Origin of the sequence: Paenibacillus sp. Soil750, from assembly GCF_001428045.1 — a bacterium.
Taxonomy (GTDB): domain Bacteria; phylum Bacillota; class Bacilli; order Paenibacillales; family NBRC-103111; genus Paenibacillus_E; species Paenibacillus_E allorhizoplanae.
Genome location: NZ_LMSD01000018.1, coordinates 16,219 through 32,836, shown reverse-complemented (window position 1 = coordinate 32,836; position 16,618 = coordinate 16,219). Strand labels below are relative to the sequence as shown.

The window sequence follows — 16,618 nt, the reverse complement described above, 5'->3', positions numbered from 1 at the left end:
TTCACTGTAAAGTGGGTTTAAATTTCTTAAAGGAGGGTTGCTCCTTGATGGACGTTAACAACTTCGAGTTTATGAAAATCGGCTTGGCATCACCCGATAAAATTCGCTCTTGGTCCCGTGGGGAAGTAAAGAAGCCGGAAACGATTAACTACAGAACCTTAAAACCTGAGAAAGAAGGTCTTTTCTGTGAAAAGATCTTCGGACCTACGAAAGATTGGGAATGTCATTGCGGTAAATACAAACGTGTTCGTTATAAAGGCGTCGTTTGTGACCGTTGTGGCGTTGAAGTAACCCGTCAAAAAGTACGTCGTGAACGCATGGGGCACATTGAGCTTGCTGCTCCTGTGTCACACATTTGGTACTTCAAAGGGATTCCTAGCCGTATGGGTCTTGCACTAGATATGTCTCCAAGATCTTTGGAAGAAATCATCTACTTCGCATCCTACGTAGTGACGGATCCAGGTGATACGCCACTTGAGAAAAAGCAACTGTTGTCTGAGAAAGAATACCGTAGCTATCGTGAGAAATACGGCTATGCTTTCCAAGCAGGCATGGGTGCGGAAGCTGTCAAAAAGCTGCTTATCGATATTGATATCGAACGCGAAGTAGACACACTCAAAGAAGAGCTCAAAACAGCACAAGGTCAACGTCGTAATCGTGCGATTAAGCGTCTGGAAGTTATGGAAGCATTCCGTAACTCGAAGAACTTGCCTGGTTGGATGGTACTGGATGTACTGCCAGTTATCCCTCCTGAGCTTCGCCCGATGGTACAGCTTGACGGTGGTCGTTTTGCGACATCCGATTTGAATGATCTCTATCGCCGTGTTATCAACCGTAACAACCGTCTAAAGAGATTGCTCGACCTAGGCGCACCGGATATCATTGTTCAAAATGAGAAACGGATGCTTCAAGAAGCGGTTGATGCATTGATCGATAACGGACGTCGCGGCCGTCCAGTAACAGGTCCGGGTAACCGTCCTTTGAAATCCCTCAGCCATATGCTGAAGGGTAAACAAGGTCGTTTCCGTCAAAACTTGCTCGGTAAACGTGTTGACTACTCTGGTCGTTCCGTTATCGTAGTAGGACCTAACCTGAAGATGTACCAATGTGGTCTTCCGAAGGAAATGGCACTTGAATTGTTTAAGCCTTTCGTTATGAAAGAGCTTGTGAATAAAGGTTTGGCTCATAACATCAAGAGTGCGAAGCGTAAAGTTGAGCGCGTAAGTCCAGATGTTTGGGACGTTCTTGAAGAAGTTATTAAGGAGCATCCGGTTCTTCTGAACCGTGCACCTACGTTGCATAGATTGGGTATTCAAGCTTTTGAACCGATTCTGGTGGAAGGCCGCGCTATTAAACTTCACCCGCTTGTTTGTACAGCTTACAACGCTGACTTCGACGGTGACCAAATGGCGGTTCACGTTCCATTGTCCTCAGAAGCACAAGCTGAAGCTCGCTTGCTCATGTTAGCATCGGGTAACATTTTGAATCCGAAAGACGGTAAACCGGTTGTTACACCTTCACAGGATATGGTTCTGGGAAGTTTCTACTTAACGACGGATAACAAATTTGCTAAAGGTGCTGGTTCTATCATTAGAACCGTTCATGAAGCAGTTTCTTCCTACCAATCGGGCAAAATGGCACTACACGCACGTGTAGCTATCCCTGCAAAAGCATTGAACAAAACAAGTTTCACAGAGAAGCAACAAAACGCTATGTTGATCACAACGATCGGTAAAATCATTATGAACGAAATCTATCCAGCTGATTTCCCATTCATCAATGAGCCGACCAAAACGAACCTCTTGAATGGTATTCCAGATGCACATTTCGTATTTGAAAAAGGTGCAGATCTGAAAGCAATCATGTTGGAACGTGATGAGAACAAAGCGGTAGGTAAAGAATATTTAGGATCGATTATTGCTGAGTGCTTCCGTAAGTACCACACAACGCAAACATCGATGATTCTTGATAAAATTAAAGAGCTTGGATTCACGTATTCAACAAAAGCCGGTATTACTGTAGCTGTCTCTGACGTTGTAGTTCCAACCGAAAAAGTAGCAATCCTTAAGGAATGTGAAGAGAAAGTACGTGTAGTTACGAACCAATACCGTCGTGGTTTGATTACGGATGAAGAGCGTTACGACCGCGTTATTGCGATCTGGAGTAAGGCGAAGGATGAAATCACTGAGATTTTGATGAAATCCCTAGATAAATACAACTCTATTTCCATGATGGTTGAATCCAAGGCACGGGGTAACAAATCACAGATTACACAGCTTGGCGGTATGCGTGGTTTGATGGCGAATCCATCCGGTAAAATTATGGAGTTGCCGATTAAATCGAACTTCCGTGAAGGTCTGACAATCTTAGAATACTTTATTTCCACGCACGGAGCGCGTAAAGGTCTTGCCGATACAGCACTTCGTACAGCGGATTCAGGTTACTTGACTCGTCGACTAGTTGACGTAGCACAAGATGTTATCGTTCGTGAAGATGATTGTGGAACTGATAAAGGCTTTATGGTTAGCAAAATTCAAGACGGTAAAGAGGTTATTGAGGATCTTTACGATCGTATTGAAGGACGCTACGCATATGAAACGCTTCGTCATCCACAAACAGGTGAAGTGATTGTACAACGTAATGAGCTTATCGAATCTGGTATTGCAGATCGTATTATTGAAGCAGGTATCGAGAAACTTCAAATTCGTTCTGTACTTAGCTGCCGCACCAATCATGGTGTTTGTAAGAAATGTTATGGTCGTAACTTGGCTACTGGTCAATTCGTTGAGGTTGGTGAGGCAGTTGGTATTATTGCCGCGCAATCCATTGGTGAGCCAGGAACACAGTTGACGATGCGTACGTTCCATACCGGTGGTGTTGCCGGAGACGATATTACACAAGGTTTGCCGCGTATTCAAGAGCTCTTTGAAGCACGTAATCCGAAAGGTCAAGCGATCATTTCCGAAATCGACGGTGTCGTTAAGGAAATTCGTGAAGCTAAGGATCGTCGTGAAATCGAAGTTCAAGGTGAAGCGGAATCCAAAGTATATGCAGTTCCTTACGGATCTCGTGTACGTGTTTCGTTGAATCAACAAGTTGAAGCTGGTGACGAGTTAACGGACGGATCTATCGATCCGAAAGAAATGCTTCGCATCAAAGGTATTCGCGGCGTTCAGAACTATATTCTTCAAGAAGTACAACGTGTATATCGTAACCAAGGGGTAGAAATTAACGATAAACATATTGAAGTTATGGTTCGTCAAATGCTACGTAAAATCCGCATCGTAGACGCGGGTGATACTACGCTTCTACCTGGTTCCTTTGTTGATATTCATGAGTATGAAGCAGCTAATAAAGTTGCTTTGTTCGCTGGCACAGAACCTGCGGTTGCTCGTCCGATCTTGCTCGGTATCACCAAAGCTTCCCTTGAAACAGATTCCTTCTTATCAGCGGCGTCTTTCCAAGAGACTACACGTGTCTTGACAGATGCAGCGATTAAGGGGAAAGTCGACCAATTGTTAGGTTTGAAAGAGAATGTTATCATCGGTAAACTGATCCCTGCGGGAACAGGTATGCCAAGATACCGTAATATTCGAATCACGAACCCGAACGAGGTTGTCGTTTTGGATGAAGATTTGGAAAAAGAAACAGTTGCTGTTGAGTAATTAAATATAGAGAAAGAGGTAGCCACTTGATTAGGGGTGCGCTATCTCTTTTTATTTAACGAAAAGGTCATCTTCTTACTAGAATTACTTAAACTAACCCTTGACACTACCCAATCAAAATGATAATATATCGAAGTGTGCCTAAGTCGATATTCTTTCCTTTCTTTGAAGGGGGTGCCTAATGTCTTATGAAATAGTCAAACAGGCGAAGAATAGATGTGTAGGCACGAAGAAGGTTACAAAAACAGTCGAGCAAGGTAAGGCGATAGAAGTTTTTGTTTCTAAAGATGCAGATCCGCGATTGACGATAAATCTGGTAGCTCTCTGTACGCAGATGGGTGTGCCTGTAACCTACGTAGATTCTATGAAGATGCTAGGTAAAGCATGTGGAATTGAAGTTGGAGCTGCGGTAGCAGCTGTTGTAAATGAATAAGTGCTAAAGGCGTTTTTGTTAGTGGAAGAAGTTTGTGCAAGTTTTCGTGACTTTGACAGCTCTCCATAACAAAGACTTTCTCTTTGCTCATTTATGACTCGCCTGGATCTGTGGGCTTGCAAGAAGCACATCATGTTATGAATGTAGGGAGGAGGTGGCGATATGCCAACAATTAACCAACTAGTACGTAAAGGTCGTCAAGCGAAGGTGGATAAGTCCAAATCACCAGCTTTACAAAAAGGTTTTAACGCTTTGAAAAGAGAAGCAACGGATTTGAGCGCTCCTCAAAAACGTGGTGTCTGCACGCGTGTAGGTACTATGACTCCTAAGAAGCCTAACTCCGCACTTCGTAAATACGCACGTGTTCGTTTAACGAACCGCGTAGAGGTGACAGCTTATATCCCAGGTATCGGTCACAACTTGCAAGAACACAGTGTTGTATTGATCCGTGGTGGTAGAATTAAAGATCTTCCAGGGGTACGTTATCACATCGTTCGTGGAGCTCTAGATACTTCCGGTGTTAACAACCGTAAGCAATCCCGTTCCAAATACGGTACGAAACGTCCGAAAGTTAAAAAATAAGAGATAATAATCAGGGATGATTCTTATAAGAAAGGGGGATAACTATGCCTCGTAAAGGTCCAGTTACTCGCAGAGACGTATTGCCAGATCCTATTTATAATAGCAAACTAGTTACTCGTCTTATCAACCGTATTATGGTTGATGGAAAAAGAGGGGTAGCACAAACGATTCTATACAACGCTTTTAACCTCGTGAAAGATCGTACAGGTAAAGAGCCGATGGAAGTGTTTGAAGCTGCTATCAAAAACATTATGCCAGTACTAGAAGTTAAAGCTCGCCGTGTTGGTGGAGCAAACTATCAAGTGCCTATCGAAGTTAGACCTGACCGTCGTTCGACATTAGGTTTGCGTTGGTTGGTTAACTATTCCCGTCTTCGCGGTGAGAAGACGATGGAAGAAAGATTGGCTTACGAAATTATCGATGCTAGCAATAGCACAGGTTCTTCCGTTAAGAAACGTGAAGATACACACAAAATGGCTGAAGCTAACAAAGCTTTCGCTCACTACCGTTGGTAGAATTCAAATACAATTAACAGAAAGGAGACATAACGACCTATGGCTAGAGAGTTCTCCTTAAAAAACACACGTAATATCGGGATCATGGCTCATATCGATGCTGGTAAAACGACTACAACAGAGCGTATCTTGTACTACACTGGTAAAGTTCACAAAATCGGAGAAGTGCACGAAGGTGCAGCTACGATGGACTGGATGGAGCAGGAGCAAGAGCGCGGAATCACGATTACTTCCGCCGCTACAACTGCGCAATGGGAAGGTCACCGCATCAATATTATTGATACCCCAGGGCACGTTGACTTTACCGTTGAGGTAGAGCGTTCCCTTCGTGTGTTAGATGGAGCAGTTGGTGTATTTAGCGCGAAAGAGGGCGTTGAACCTCAATCCGAAACAGTTTGGAGACAAGCTGATAAATACAACGTTCCACGTATTGCTTACGTAAACAAAATGGACATCATCGGTGCAGACTTCCTGCAAGTTGTTGAGTCCATGCGTCAAAAACTTGGTGCAAATGCTGTAGCTATTCAACTTCCAATCGGTGCTGAGAGTGATTTCAAAGGAATCATCGATTTGGTTGATGAAGTTGCGTATATGTACAAAGACGATCTTGGTAAGGACATCGAGAAAATCGAAATTCCTGCTGAGTTCAAAGATCAAGTTGCAGAACTTCGTTTGGAACTAATCGAGAAAGTTGCTGAGCTTGATGAAGAGCTTACAATGAAATATCTCGAAGGCGAAGAAATTACTGTTGACGAGATCAAAGCAGCTCTACGTAAAGGTGTCTGCGAAGTGAAAATCTTCCCAGTTATCGTAGGGTCTTCTTACAGAAACAAAGGTGTTCAATTGATGTTGGATGCGGTAATTAACTACCTGCCATCACCACTTGATGTACCTGATATTAAAGGTGTACTTGACGATGGTACTGAAGTGGTTCGTAAGTCTGCTGATGATCAACCGTTCTCAGCGCTTGCATTCAAAATCATGACAGATCCTTTCGTTGGTCGTCTTACGTTCTTCCGTGTTTACTCTGGTACCTTGAACTCCGGTTCCTATGTCTCTAACGCGACAAAAGGCAAACGTGAGCGCGTTGGTCGTATCCTGCAAATGCATGCGAACAGCCGTCAAGAGATCAGCATTGTTTACGCTGGTGACATCGCCGCTGCCGTTGGATTGAAAGATACAACGACTGGTGATACACTTTGTGATGAGAAAAACCCAGTTATCCTTGAAAAAATGGTCTTCCCTGAACCGGTTATCCAGCTTGCTGTTGAGCCGAAGACGAAAGCCGATCAAGATAAAATGGGTATCGCATTGCAAAAGCTTGCTGAAGAGGATCCTACTTTCCGTGCTTCCACAGACGAAGAAACAGGACAAACGATCATCGCAGGTATGGGTGAGCTTCACCTTGAGATCCTAGTTGACCGTATGCTTCGCGAGTTCAAAGTAGAAACCAATGTAGGTAAACCACAAGTTGCTTATCGTGAAACATTCCGCGCGGCAGCTAAAGTTGAAGGTAAATTCGTTCGTCAATCCGGTGGTCGTGGTCAATACGGACATTGTTGGGTTGAGTTCGAACCTCAAGAAGCTGGCACAGGTTTCATTTTCGAAAGCAAAGTAGTGGGTGGATCTATTCCAAGAGAGTACATCGCACCTATTCAAGCTGGTATCGAAGAATCCATGAAAAACGGTGTAATCGCAGGATTCCCGCTTGTGGATATCAAAGCTACAGTTGTTGATGGATCGTACCATGATGTTGACTCCAATGAAATGGCGTTCAAAATCGCGGGTTCCATGGCACTTAAAGCTGCAAAAGAAAAATGTAAACCGGTTCTTCTTGAGCCAATCATGAAGGTTGAAGTTACTGTACCAGAAGAGTACATGGGCGATGTTATGGGTGACCTTAACTCCCGTCGTGGACGTATCGAAGGTATGGATAACCGTCATGGCGCGCAAATCATCCGCGCTAAGGTGCCTTTGTCCGAAATGTTTGGATATTCCACAACACTTCGTTCAAGAACACAAGGCCGTGGTGTTTACTCCATGGAACTTTCACATTATGAAGAAGTACCTAAGTCCATTGCAGAAGAAATTATTGCAAAAGGCAAAGGCGCTTAATATAAAACTAATAGTCACTCTAAGGAGGAATCGTTTAAAATGGCAAAGGCTAAATTTGAACGTAACAAACCGCATGTTAACATCGGTACTATCGGTCACGTCGACCATGGTAAAACTACTTTGACAGCTGCAATCACAACTGTACTGTCCAAAAGATACGGTGGAGCTGCAGTAGCATTCGACCAAATCGATAAAGCACCAGAAGAGCGCGAGCGCGGTATCACAATCTCCACAGCTCACGTTGAGTACGAAACTCCTAACCGTCACTACGCACACGTAGACTGCCCAGGACATGCTGACTATGTTAAAAACATGATCACTGGTGCTGCTCAAATGGACGGCGCTATCCTAGTTGTTTCCGCAGCTGATGGCCCTATGCCACAAACACGTGAGCACATTCTTCTTTCCCGTCAAGTAGGCGTACCATACATCGTGGTATTCCTTAACAAATGTGACATGGTTGAAGACGAAGAGTTGCTTGAATTGGTTGAGATGGAAGTTCGCGACCTTCTTAACGAATATGAGTTCCCAGGCGATGATACTCCAATCATCCGTGGAGCAGCTCGTGAAGCTCTTCAAAACCCAGATGGTCCTTGGGCTGACAAAATCATCGAGTTGTTCGAGCAAGTTGATACTTACATCCCAACTCCTGAGCGTCAAACAGACAAACCTTTCCTTATGCCAGTTGAGGATGTATTCTCAATCACTGGTCGTGGAACAGTTGCAACTGGTCGTGTTGAGCGTGGTACTGTTAAAGTACAAGAAGAAGTTGAAATCGTTGGTATCGCTGAAGAAACTCGTAAATGCATCGTAACTGGTGTAGAGATGTTCCGTAAATTGCTTGATTCCGCTCAAGCTGGTGACAACATTGGAGCATTGCTTCGTGGTGTTGATCGTAAAGATATCGAGCGTGGACAAGTTCTTGCGAAACCGGGTTCAGTTAAACCACACACGAACTTTACAGCACAAATCTACGTTCTAACTAAAGAAGAGGGTGGCCGTCATAAGCCTTTCTTCACTGGTTACCGCCCACAGTTCTACTTCCGTACAACTGACGTAACGGGTATCATCTCCCTTCCAGAAGGTACTGAGATGGTTATGCCAGGTGATAACATCACAGTTACTGTAGAACTAATCAACCCAATCGCAATCGAAGAAGGAACACGCTTCGCGATTCGTGAAGGCGGACGTACAGTTGGTGCGGGCGCGGTTGCTACAATTCAAAAATAATCTCTCTTTGAGAGATCGAAACATCCATCGATTTATCGGTGGATGTTTTTTTGTTTATAGGATAACCGCGGCTAAGATAATAATGCTCTGCTGCTAAGATCGATTGGAAACAGAATGCAGTGGTTTTAATAATAATCTTTTATTATAATGTAGAAACGGATTCAGAAAACGACAGCGGATTGTTACTTATATAGAAGAGAAAATCACGTGTAAATAAATATGTGTATATGCCTAAAATTTCACTTGCTTTTCGTTTTATAATTTTATATAATATTAAACGTTGGTCTGTGACGTTGCGATGATGCGAAAGGTTGCCGACACACCAGGCCCCTTTGCCATGGGGATGGCTGTTGGAGAATTTTCGCGGAGTATGTCCGATAATAAATTGGGCGATAGAAGGAGGGACTTTTAAATGGCAAAGCAAAAAATTCGTATCCGTTTGAAGGCTTATGATCACAGAATTATTGATCAATCAGCTGAGAAAATCGTGGAAACTGCCAAGCGTTCCGGTGCAGGTGTATCCGGTCCGATTCCGCTTCCGACAGAGAAGCAAATCATCACGATTCTTCGTGCGGTGCACAAGTACAAGGATTCGCGTGAGCAATTCGAAATGCGTACGCATAAGCGTCTAATCGATATTGTGAATCCAACACCACAAACAGTTGATGCTCTAATGCGTCTAGACTTACCGTCTGGCGTTGATATCGAGATCAAACTGTAAAACAACTATAGAGTTAACAATGGAAGGAAATGAGGTGTCAACGATGAAAGGTATCTTAGGGAAAAAACTTGGGATGACACAGTTGTTTACTCCGGAGGGTAATGTTGTTCCGGTAACTGTCATTCAAGCAGGACCATGTGTGGTACTGCAAAAGAAAGATGTGGATAACGATGGTTATGAGTCGATCCAAATCGGTTTTGATGATGTAAAAGCTAGCCGTATCATTAAACCAGAGCTTGGCCATGCGAAAAAAGCAGGGGCAACGCCTAAGCGCTACGTTAAAGAAATTCGTGGCATTCAGTTGGGTGACTATGAAGTAGGTCAAGAACTGAAGGCAGATCTGTTCGCAGAGGGCGAATTCGTTGATGTAACGGGTACTTCCAAAGGTAAAGGTTTCCAAGGTAACATCAAAAGACATAACCAATCCACTGGGCCAATGGCACACGGATCACGTTATCACCGCGGACCAGGTTCGATGGGTTCCATTCAAGCAAACCGCGTTCCTAAAGGTAAGAAATTGCCAGGACATATGGGTAACGAGACGGTAACTTTGCAAAATCTTCAAATCATTAAAGTAGATGCTGAGCGTAATGTATTGCTAGTTAAAGGTTCCATTCCGGGTCCTAAAAACAGCTACGTTAGCGTGAAGTCTGCTGTGAAAAAGTAAGAAAGGAGGAAGACAGATGCCAAAAGTAGCTTTATATAATGTAACAGGTGCTCAGGTAGGAGAAATTGAACTGTCTGACGTTGTTTTCGGAATTGAGCCTCACGTTCATGCGATTCACGAAGCTGTTCTTTTACAACAAGCAGCTGTGCGTCAAGGAACTCACAAAACAAAAGGTCGTTCAGAAGTTCGCGGCGGTGGTCGTAAACCTTGGAAACAAAAAGGTACAGGTCGTGCGCGTCAAGGTAGTATTCGTGCTCCACAGTGGAAAGGCGGCGGTACCGTATTCGGACCAACTCCTCGTAGCTATGGTTTCAAATTGCCAAGAAAAGTTCGTCGCTTAGCGATCAAATCCGCTTTGTCCTCGAAACTTATCGATAACAACTTGATCGTTCTGGATCAACTTCAATTGAATGCTCCGAAAACGAAAGAATTCGTTGCTATTTTGAACAACCTGAAAGTAGATACAAAAGTACTAGTTGTAGGCGTACCTAACGACTCCAATGTAGCGTTATCTGCTCGTAATATCCCAGGTGTGAAATTTGTTGCTGCTGATGGAGTTAACGTTCTTGATGTCATGCTTTATGACAAATTGATCTTAACGCAAGAGGCTGTACAGAAAGTTGAGGAGGTGCTTGCACAATGAAAAATCCACGCGACATTATCAAGCGCCCGATCATCACTGAGCGTACAAGCGACCTAATGGCTAACAAAAAGTATGTTTTCGAAGTGGATCTTCGCGCTAACAAAACAGAAATTAAACAAGCTATCGAAGCAATCTTCAAAGTGAAAGTTACAAATGTAAACACACTCAGAATGCCAGCTAAGCCTAAACGTTATGGCAAACACTCTGGTTACACTTCCATCTGGAAGAAAGCTATCGTGTCCCTAAGCGCTGAGAGCAAAGAATTGGAATTCTTCGAAACGGTATAACCCATTTCTTGAAGTAAGGAGGAAACAGAGTGCCAATTAAAAAATACAAACCAACCTCACCAGCTCGTCGTGCGATGTCGGTTTCTACATTTGAAGAAATCACAACATCAACACCCGAGAAATCATTGCTTGCTCCTTTGTTCAAGCATGCTGGTCGTAACAACCAAGGTAAAATTACGGTTCGTCACCACGGTGGTGGACACAAGCGTAAATACCGTATTATCGATTTCAAACGTACTAAAGATGGAATACCAGGACGCGTTGCTACAGTTGAGTACGATCCTAACCGTTCCGCGAACATCGCATTGATTCACTATGCTGATGGCGAGAAAAAATACATCATCGCTCCTAAAGGTCTTAAAGTGGATGATCGTATCGTTTCTGGACCACAAGCAGATATCAAAGTAGGTAACGCTCTTCCATTGGAAAACATTCCAGTTGGTACAGTTATCCACAACATTGAGTTGAAACCTGGTAAAGGTGCACAACTTGTGCGCGCTGCTGGTACTGAAGCTCAATTGCTTGGTAAAGAAGAATCTTACGTTACAATTCGCCTTTCATCCGGTGAAGTTCGTAAAGTACTAAAAGTTTGCCGCGCAACAATCGGTTCTGTTGGTAACGAAGATCACGAACTAGTGAAAATCGGTAAAGCAGGACGTAATCGTTGGAAAGGCAATCGTCCTCAAGTTCGTGGGGTTGTTATGAACCCGAATGATCACCCACACGGTGGTGGTGAAGGACGCGCACCAATCGGACGTAAATCACCTATGTCTCCATGGGGTAAACCGACGCTTGGTTTCAAAACTCGTAAAAAAGGTAAAGCATCCGATAAATACATTGTACGTCGCCGTACGAAGTAATCTAGGATATAGACATTCTCTTGAGGTTCAAGGAAGGGAGGAACACCCATGGGTCGCAGCTTAAAGAAGGGTCCATTTATCGATGGTCACTTACTGAAAAAAGTAGAAGACTTAAACACTTCTGGCAAGAAATTAGTTGTCAAAACGTGGTCCCGTCGTTCTACAATTTACCCGCAATTCGTTGGTCACACTTTCGGAGTATATGACGGAAGAAAACACGTGCCAGTATATGTAACGGAAGATATGGTTGGGCATAAGCTTGGTGAATTTGCTCCAACACGTACGTATAAAGGCCACGATGACGATAAGAAAACCGGAAAACGTTAATTCATTTTTAACCGAGAGGAGGTACTACCATGCAAGCTAAAGCAATATTGAACCACGCTCGGATTGCTCCTCGTAAAGCAAAGCTAGTTGTTGACTTGATTCGGGGAAAAGCGGTAGGTGAAGCGATCGCAATTTTGCGTCATACACCAAAAGCAGCTTCTCCAATTCTGGAGAAACTATTGAATTCCGCAATTGCCAATGCAGAGCATAACTATTCATTAGATCCAAATAAACTTGTTGTTTCCGAGACTTTCGTAAATCAAGGGCCAACAATGAAAAGATTCCAACAACGTGCAATGGGCCGCGCTAGCGCGATCAAAAAACGTACCAGCCACATTACAATCGTGGTATCTGAAAAATAAGGAGGGGTAACGTGTGGGTCAGAAAGTACACCCGATAGGTTTTAGAATTGGTGTCATTCGTGATTGGGAGTCCAAATGGTTCGCAGAAAAAGATTTCGGAACTCTGCTGCTTGAAGACGTCAAAATCCGCGAATACTTAAAGAATAAACTTAAAGATTCTGCAGTTTCCCATATCGATATCGAGCGCGCGGCTAACCGTGTTAACGTAACGATTCATACTGCTAAACCAGGAATGGTTATTGGTAAAGGCGGAGCTGAAGTTGAAGTTATTCGTAACTACATCGCAGCAATGTCGAACAAAAAAGTTCATATCAACATTTCTGAAATCAAACACCCTGATCTTGATGCTATTCTAGTAGCTGAAGCAGTTGCACTTCAATTGGAGCGTCGCGTATCTTTCCGTCGTGCTATGAAGCAAGCAATGCAAAGAACTATGAGATCCGGAGCAAAAGGTATCAAAGTTGCAACTAGCGGACGTCTTGGCGGTGCTGAGATTGCTCGTACGGAAGGATATAGCGAAGGAACTGTTCCACTTCATACACTTCGTGCGGATATCGACTATGGTACGGCTGAAGCAGCCACTACTTATGGACGTATTGGTGTAAAAGTATGGATTTATCGTGGAGAAGTGCTTCCGACAGCTAAGAAAAAGGCTCAGCCGGAAGGAGGAAATTAAATCATGTTAGTACCTAAACGTGTAAAACACCGTAAAGAACACCGCGGTAACATGAAAGGTCGCGCTAAAGGCGGAACGGAAGTTGCTTTTGGCGAATATGGTCTGCAAGCGGTAGAACCGGCTTGGGTTTCCAACCGTCAAATCGAAGCAGCACGTATTGCCATGACACGTTACATCAAACGTGGCGGTAAAGTATGGATTAAAATTTTCCCAGCTAAACCAGTTACACAAAAGCCGCTTGAAGTTCGTATGGGTAGTGGTAAAGGTAGCGTGGAAAAATGGGTTGCCGTAGTAAAACCGGGCAAAATTTTGTTTGAACTAGCTGGTGTAAGCGAAGAGGTTGCTCGCGAAGCAATGCGTCTTGCAGCTCACAAGCTTCCAATCAAAACGAAGTTCGTGAAAAGAGAAGAAGTAGGCGGTGAAGCAAATGAAGGGTAGTGAATTCCGGAACTTAACCACTGCTGAAATCGAGCAAAAAGTTAATGGTTTTAAAGAAGAACTCTTTAACCTCCGTTTTCAACTAGCTACTGGTCAATTGGACAACCCGACTCAGATTCGTGATTTGCGTAAAGAGATCGCTCGTGCCAAGACTATTTTGCGTGAAAGAGAACTGGGTATTGGGTAACCAAATCTAGAAGGGAGTGTTCCTTAGATGACTGAACGTAACGATCGTAAAGTTCTGATCGGTAAAGTTGTCAGCGATAAAATGGATAAAACCATTGTTGTTGCTGTTGAAACTTACAAAAAACATGAACTCTACCACAAAAGAATTAAATCTACAAAAAAATTCAAAGCACATGATGAAAACAACCAAGCTAAGATTGGTGACACTGTGAAAATCAGTGAAACTAGACCGTTGTCCAAAGATAAAAGTTGGAGATTGGTTGAAATTCTTGAAGTGGCAGTTGTTATCTAATATTCTAGATATGAACCCCGAAAGGAGGGAATACGATGATTCAACCATTTACTCGTTTGGCTGTCGCTGACAACTCAGGTGCGAAACAATTAATGTGTATCCGCGTTTTGGGTGGTACTGGTCGTCGCGTTGGTCACATTGGTGATTTGATCGTATGTTCAGTAAAAGAAGCAACACCAGGTGGCGTTGTCAAAAAAGGTGACGTTGTTAAAGCAGTTATCGTTCGTACGAAGAGCGGTGCTCGCCGTAAAGACGGTTCATATATCTCATTTGATGAGAATGCAGCTGTTATCGTGAAAGAAGATAAGAGCCCACGTGGTACTCGTATCTTCGGACCAGTTGCTCGCGAACTTCGCGATAGAGACTTCATGAAGATCGTATCCTTGGCTCCAGAAGTTATCTAAGACGTGTTACGATGTTGTTTTCCATTGTGGAGAACCCCAGGAGGTGTAGAAGCTAATGCCAAGACTTAAAAAGAGACTAGAATCTCATAACAATAAATTGCACGTGAAAAAAGACGATACTGTTTTCGTTATCACTGGCAAAGACAAAGGTAAGAAAGGCCGCGTTATCGCTGCTTACCCTCGTCAAAATCGTGTTCTTGTTGAAGGTGTAAACATGGTTAAGAAACATGCGAAACCATCCCAACTTAACCCACAAGGCGGTATCTTGAATCAAGAAGCTGCGATCCACGTTTCTAACGTGATGCTAATTGATCCTAAGAGCGGCAAACCTACTCGCGTAGGATACAAAGTATTAGATAACGGAACGAAAGTTCGTATCGCGAAAAAATCCGGCGAAGTTATCGACTAATACACACATGTATGGAAAGGAGGAAACTAAGTTATGGCAGTAAGATTGAAAGATCGTTACTTGAACGAGATTACACCAGCATTAATTCAAAAGTTCAACTACACGACAGTTATGCAAGTGCCGAAAATTGAGAAAGTTGTAATCAACATGGGTGTTGGTGAAGCTGTTTCAAACTCCAAAGTACTTGATACTGCAGTAGAAGATCTTCAAAAGATCTCTGGTCAAAAACCAGTTGTAACAAAATCCAAAAAAGCGATCGCGGGTTTCAAACTTCGTGAAAACATGCCGATTGGTGCGAAAGTAACTCTTCGCGGCGAGCGCATGTACCACTTCTTGGATAAATTATTTAACGTATCACTTCCACGTGTACGTGACTTCCGCGGTATTTCCAACAAAGCATTTGATGGTCGCGGTAACTACACGCTAGGTTTGAAAGAACAACTCATTTTCCCTGAAATTGAGTATGATAAAATCGATAAAGTTCGTGGTATGGATATTGTTATCGTAACGACGGCTAAGTCCGACGAGGAAGCTCGCGAGCTTTTAACACAACTCGGAGCGCCTTTCGTAAAATAGGTTACCAGTTGTACCTATCAGGAGGTGTTATATTAAGTGGCAAAAACTTCGATGAAAGTCAAACAGCAACGTACCCCGAAGTTTAAAGTGCAAGCATACACACGTTGTGAGCGCTGCGGACGTCCGCATTCAGTGCTTCGCAAGTTCAAAATTTGTCGGATTTGTTTCCGCGAATTAGCACACTTGGGTCAGATTCCAGGCGTGAAAAAAGCAAGCTGGTAATCACCCTATTTTCGGGAAGGAGGTTTACACAAAATGGTCATGTCAGATCCAATTGCAGATATGCTAACACGCATTCGTAATGCGAACATCGTACGTCATGAGACAGTTGAAATCCCAGCTTCAAAAGTGAAGAGGGAAATCGCTGAAATCCTTAAAAAAGAAGGATTTATCCGTGATGCTGAGTACGTTCAAGATAGCAAACAAGGTATCATTCGTTTGTTCCTGAAATATGGTTCAAACAATGAGCGTGTTATCTCTGGTTTGAAAAGAATTTCGAAACCAGGTCTACGCGTTTATACAAAATCACAAGAAGTCCCTCGTGTTCTGGGCGGATTAGGGATTGCCATCATCTCCACGTCTCAAGGAGTTATGACGGATAAAGATGCTCGTCAATCCAAAGCTGGCGGAGAGGTTATCTGCTACGTTTGGTAATACAATTGTAATTGAATGGAGGTGCAAACATGTCTCGTATTGGTCGTAAGCCAATCACCATTCCAAGTGGTGTAAATGTAACACTAGACAATACTCAAATCACGGTTAGTGGACCTAAAGGTTCCTTGTCCCGTGTACTTCATACTGATATGAAAGTTAATGTTCTAGAAAACGAGATTTCCGTTGAGCGTCCTTCCGATAACAAACTCCACCGTTCCCTGCATGGTACAACACGTAGTGTTGTTGCCAACATGGTAAGTGGTGTTACGGAAGGTTTCACGAAATCTTTGGATCTAGTAGGCGTTGGTTACCGTGCAAACAAAAGCGGTGACAAATTGGTTCTTAACGTTGGGTACTCCCATCCAGTTGAAATCAACCCTGAAAACGGCATTGAGTTCGATGTTCCAACGAACACGAAAATCATCGTTAAAGGTATTGATAAAGAGCTAGTTGGCGCAATGGCAGCAAAAGTTCGTTCCGTACGTGAACCAGAGCCGTATAAAGGTAAAGGTATCAAGTATGAAGGCGAACGTATTCTTCGTAAAGAAGGTAAAGCTGGTAAGAAGAAATAAGATC

Annotated in this window: 23 protein-coding genes; all 23 read left to right on the top strand. The window is 43.4% G+C overall.

The window, feature by feature from the left end; all coding sequences use genetic code 11:
• Positions 1 to 44: 44 nt before the first annotated feature.
• The 23 genes from rpoC to rplF all read left to right on the top strand — a co-directional run bounded on the left by rpoC (position 45) and on the right by rplF (position 16,614).
• Positions 45 to 3,665: a DNA-directed RNA polymerase subunit beta' gene (gene rpoC, locus ASL11_RS19370; RefSeq protein ID WP_056618310.1), complete on the top strand. Its 3,621-nt coding sequence runs from the start codon at positions 45 to 47 to the stop codon at positions 3,663 to 3,665.
• A 181-nt stretch (positions 3,666 to 3,846) separates the two neighbouring features.
• Positions 3,847 to 4,098, top strand: coding sequence for a ribosomal L7Ae/L30e/S12e/Gadd45 family protein (locus tag ASL11_RS19365; protein ID WP_056618306.1), 252 nt, complete (start codon positions 3,847 to 3,849; stop codon positions 4,096 to 4,098).
• A 162-nt stretch (positions 4,099 to 4,260) separates the two neighbouring features.
• Positions 4,261 to 4,680 carry a 30S ribosomal protein S12 gene (gene rpsL, locus ASL11_RS19360; protein ID WP_028557500.1) on the top strand — a complete coding sequence of 140 codons (420 nt, stop codon included), beginning with the start codon at positions 4,261 to 4,263 and terminating at the stop codon, positions 4,678 to 4,680.
• Positions 4,681 to 4,724: 44 nt separating this feature from the next.
• The gene (rpsG, locus tag ASL11_RS19355; protein ID WP_028557499.1) at positions 4,725 to 5,195 is read left to right on the top strand and encodes a 30S ribosomal protein S7; all 471 of its coding nucleotides are present in this window, start codon (positions 4,725 to 4,727) and stop codon (positions 5,193 to 5,195) included.
• A 39-nt stretch (positions 5,196 to 5,234) separates the two neighbouring features.
• Positions 5,235 to 7,310 (top strand): elongation factor G, encoded by a 2,076-nt coding sequence (gene fusA / locus ASL11_RS19350; protein WP_056618302.1) that lies wholly within the window; start codon positions 5,235 to 5,237, stop codon positions 7,308 to 7,310.
• A 39-nt stretch (positions 7,311 to 7,349) separates the two neighbouring features.
• Positions 7,350 to 8,540, top strand: a complete 1,191-nt coding sequence (gene tuf, locus ASL11_RS19345; protein ID WP_028557497.1) for an elongation factor Tu — start codon at positions 7,350 to 7,352, stop codon at positions 8,538 to 8,540.
• A gap of 412 nt (positions 8,541 to 8,952) precedes the next feature.
• The gene (gene rpsJ, locus ASL11_RS19340; RefSeq protein ID WP_028557496.1) at positions 8,953 to 9,261 is read left to right on the top strand and encodes a 30S ribosomal protein S10; all 309 of its coding nucleotides are present in this window, start codon (positions 8,953 to 8,955) and stop codon (positions 9,259 to 9,261) included.
• Positions 9,262 to 9,304: 43 nt separating this feature from the next.
• Positions 9,305 to 9,928 (top strand): 50S ribosomal protein L3, encoded by a 624-nt coding sequence (rplC, locus tag ASL11_RS19335; RefSeq protein WP_056618299.1) that lies wholly within the window; start codon positions 9,305 to 9,307, stop codon positions 9,926 to 9,928.
• 16 nt (positions 9,929 to 9,944) lie between these two features.
• Complete coding sequence (gene rplD, locus ASL11_RS19330) at positions 9,945 to 10,571, top strand: 50S ribosomal protein L4 (protein ID WP_056618294.1); 627 nt, start codon at positions 9,945 to 9,947, stop codon at positions 10,569 to 10,571.
• On the top strand, positions 10,568 to 10,858 hold the full coding sequence (gene rplW, locus ASL11_RS19325) for a 50S ribosomal protein L23 (RefSeq protein WP_056618288.1): 291 nt from the start codon (positions 10,568 to 10,570) through the stop codon (positions 10,856 to 10,858). Before rplD ends, rplW begins: the two co-directional genes overlap by 4 nt.
• 29 nt (positions 10,859 to 10,887) lie before the next feature.
• Positions 10,888 to 11,718, top strand: coding sequence for a 50S ribosomal protein L2 (gene rplB, locus ASL11_RS19320; RefSeq protein WP_056618285.1), 831 nt, complete (start codon positions 10,888 to 10,890; stop codon positions 11,716 to 11,718).
• Positions 11,719 to 11,766: 48 nt separating this feature from the next.
• The gene (gene rpsS / locus ASL11_RS19315; protein WP_028557491.1) at positions 11,767 to 12,045 is read left to right on the top strand and encodes a 30S ribosomal protein S19; all 279 of its coding nucleotides are present in this window, start codon (positions 11,767 to 11,769) and stop codon (positions 12,043 to 12,045) included.
• Positions 12,046 to 12,074: 29 nt separating this feature from the next.
• On the top strand, positions 12,075 to 12,407 hold the full coding sequence (gene rplV, locus ASL11_RS19310; RefSeq protein WP_028557490.1) for a 50S ribosomal protein L22: 333 nt from the start codon (positions 12,075 to 12,077) through the stop codon (positions 12,405 to 12,407).
• Positions 12,408 to 12,420: 13 nt separating this feature from the next.
• Entirely contained in the window at positions 12,421 to 13,083 is a 663-nt protein-coding gene (rpsC, locus tag ASL11_RS19305; protein WP_028557489.1) for a 30S ribosomal protein S3, read from the top strand.
• A 3-nt stretch (positions 13,084 to 13,086) separates the two neighbouring features.
• On the top strand, positions 13,087 to 13,521 hold the full coding sequence (gene rplP, locus ASL11_RS19300) for a 50S ribosomal protein L16 (protein ID WP_028557488.1): 435 nt from the start codon (positions 13,087 to 13,089) through the stop codon (positions 13,519 to 13,521).
• A complete protein-coding gene (gene rpmC / locus ASL11_RS19295) occupies positions 13,511 to 13,708 on the top strand; it encodes a 50S ribosomal protein L29 (protein ID WP_028557487.1) in 198 nt (65 codons plus the stop codon). Before rplP ends, rpmC begins: the two co-directional genes overlap by 11 nt.
• A gap of 27 nt (positions 13,709 to 13,735) precedes the next feature.
• The gene (rpsQ, locus tag ASL11_RS19290; RefSeq protein ID WP_028557486.1) at positions 13,736 to 13,999 is read left to right on the top strand and encodes a 30S ribosomal protein S17; all 264 of its coding nucleotides are present in this window, start codon (positions 13,736 to 13,738) and stop codon (positions 13,997 to 13,999) included.
• A gap of 35 nt (positions 14,000 to 14,034) precedes the next feature.
• Positions 14,035 to 14,403, top strand: coding sequence for a 50S ribosomal protein L14 (rplN, locus tag ASL11_RS19285; RefSeq protein ID WP_028557485.1), 369 nt, complete (start codon positions 14,035 to 14,037; stop codon positions 14,401 to 14,403).
• 55 nt (positions 14,404 to 14,458) lie between these two features.
• Complete coding sequence (gene rplX, locus ASL11_RS19280) at positions 14,459 to 14,812, top strand: 50S ribosomal protein L24 (protein ID WP_081787661.1); 354 nt, start codon at positions 14,459 to 14,461, stop codon at positions 14,810 to 14,812.
• A 33-nt stretch (positions 14,813 to 14,845) separates the two neighbouring features.
• Positions 14,846 to 15,388, top strand: a complete 543-nt coding sequence (gene rplE / locus ASL11_RS19275; protein WP_056618284.1) for a 50S ribosomal protein L5 — start codon at positions 14,846 to 14,848, stop codon at positions 15,386 to 15,388.
• A gap of 36 nt (positions 15,389 to 15,424) precedes the next feature.
• Positions 15,425 to 15,610 (top strand): type Z 30S ribosomal protein S14, encoded by a 186-nt coding sequence (locus tag ASL11_RS19270; protein ID WP_028557482.1) that lies wholly within the window; start codon positions 15,425 to 15,427, stop codon positions 15,608 to 15,610.
• 33 nt (positions 15,611 to 15,643) lie between these two features.
• Entirely contained in the window at positions 15,644 to 16,042 is a 399-nt protein-coding gene (gene rpsH, locus ASL11_RS19265; RefSeq protein ID WP_028557481.1) for a 30S ribosomal protein S8, read from the top strand.
• Positions 16,043 to 16,071: 29 nt separating this feature from the next.
• Positions 16,072 to 16,614, top strand: coding sequence for a 50S ribosomal protein L6 (rplF, locus tag ASL11_RS19260; RefSeq protein WP_028557480.1), 543 nt, complete (start codon positions 16,072 to 16,074; stop codon positions 16,612 to 16,614).
• The last annotated feature ends 4 nt before the right edge of the window (positions 16,615 to 16,618 follow it).

Coding starts and splice junctions, on each gene's coding strand:
- ASL11_RS19365 (WP_056618306.1), top strand. CDS start 3,847: ATGTCTTATGAAATAGTCAAACAGGCGAAGAATAGATGTGTAGGCACG.
- rpsL (WP_028557500.1), top strand. CDS start 4,261: ATGCCAACAATTAACCAACTAGTACGTAAAGGTCGTCAAGCGAAGGTG.
- rpsG (WP_028557499.1), top strand. CDS start 4,725: ATGCCTCGTAAAGGTCCAGTTACTCGCAGAGACGTATTGCCAGATCCT.
- fusA (WP_056618302.1), top strand. CDS start 5,235: ATGGCTAGAGAGTTCTCCTTAAAAAACACACGTAATATCGGGATCATG.
- tuf (WP_028557497.1), top strand. CDS start 7,350: ATGGCAAAGGCTAAATTTGAACGTAACAAACCGCATGTTAACATCGGT.
- rpsJ (WP_028557496.1), top strand. CDS start 8,953: ATGGCAAAGCAAAAAATTCGTATCCGTTTGAAGGCTTATGATCACAGA.
- rplC (WP_056618299.1), top strand. CDS start 9,305: ATGAAAGGTATCTTAGGGAAAAAACTTGGGATGACACAGTTGTTTACT.
- rplD (WP_056618294.1), top strand. CDS start 9,945: ATGCCAAAAGTAGCTTTATATAATGTAACAGGTGCTCAGGTAGGAGAA.
- rplW (WP_056618288.1), top strand. CDS start 10,568: ATGAAAAATCCACGCGACATTATCAAGCGCCCGATCATCACTGAGCGT.
- rpsS (WP_028557491.1), top strand. CDS start 11,767: ATGGGTCGCAGCTTAAAGAAGGGTCCATTTATCGATGGTCACTTACTG.
- rplV (WP_028557490.1), top strand. CDS start 12,075: ATGCAAGCTAAAGCAATATTGAACCACGCTCGGATTGCTCCTCGTAAA.
- rplP (WP_028557488.1), top strand. CDS start 13,087: ATGTTAGTACCTAAACGTGTAAAACACCGTAAAGAACACCGCGGTAAC.
- rpmC (WP_028557487.1), top strand. CDS start 13,511: ATGAAGGGTAGTGAATTCCGGAACTTAACCACTGCTGAAATCGAGCAA.
- rpsQ (WP_028557486.1), top strand. CDS start 13,736: ATGACTGAACGTAACGATCGTAAAGTTCTGATCGGTAAAGTTGTCAGC.
- rplN (WP_028557485.1), top strand. CDS start 14,035: ATGATTCAACCATTTACTCGTTTGGCTGTCGCTGACAACTCAGGTGCG.
- rplX (WP_081787661.1), top strand. CDS start 14,459: ATGCCAAGACTTAAAAAGAGACTAGAATCTCATAACAATAAATTGCAC.
- rplE (WP_056618284.1), top strand. CDS start 14,846: ATGGCAGTAAGATTGAAAGATCGTTACTTGAACGAGATTACACCAGCA.
- rpsH (WP_028557481.1), top strand. CDS start 15,644: ATGGTCATGTCAGATCCAATTGCAGATATGCTAACACGCATTCGTAAT.
- rplF (WP_028557480.1), top strand. CDS start 16,072: ATGTCTCGTATTGGTCGTAAGCCAATCACCATTCCAAGTGGTGTAAAT.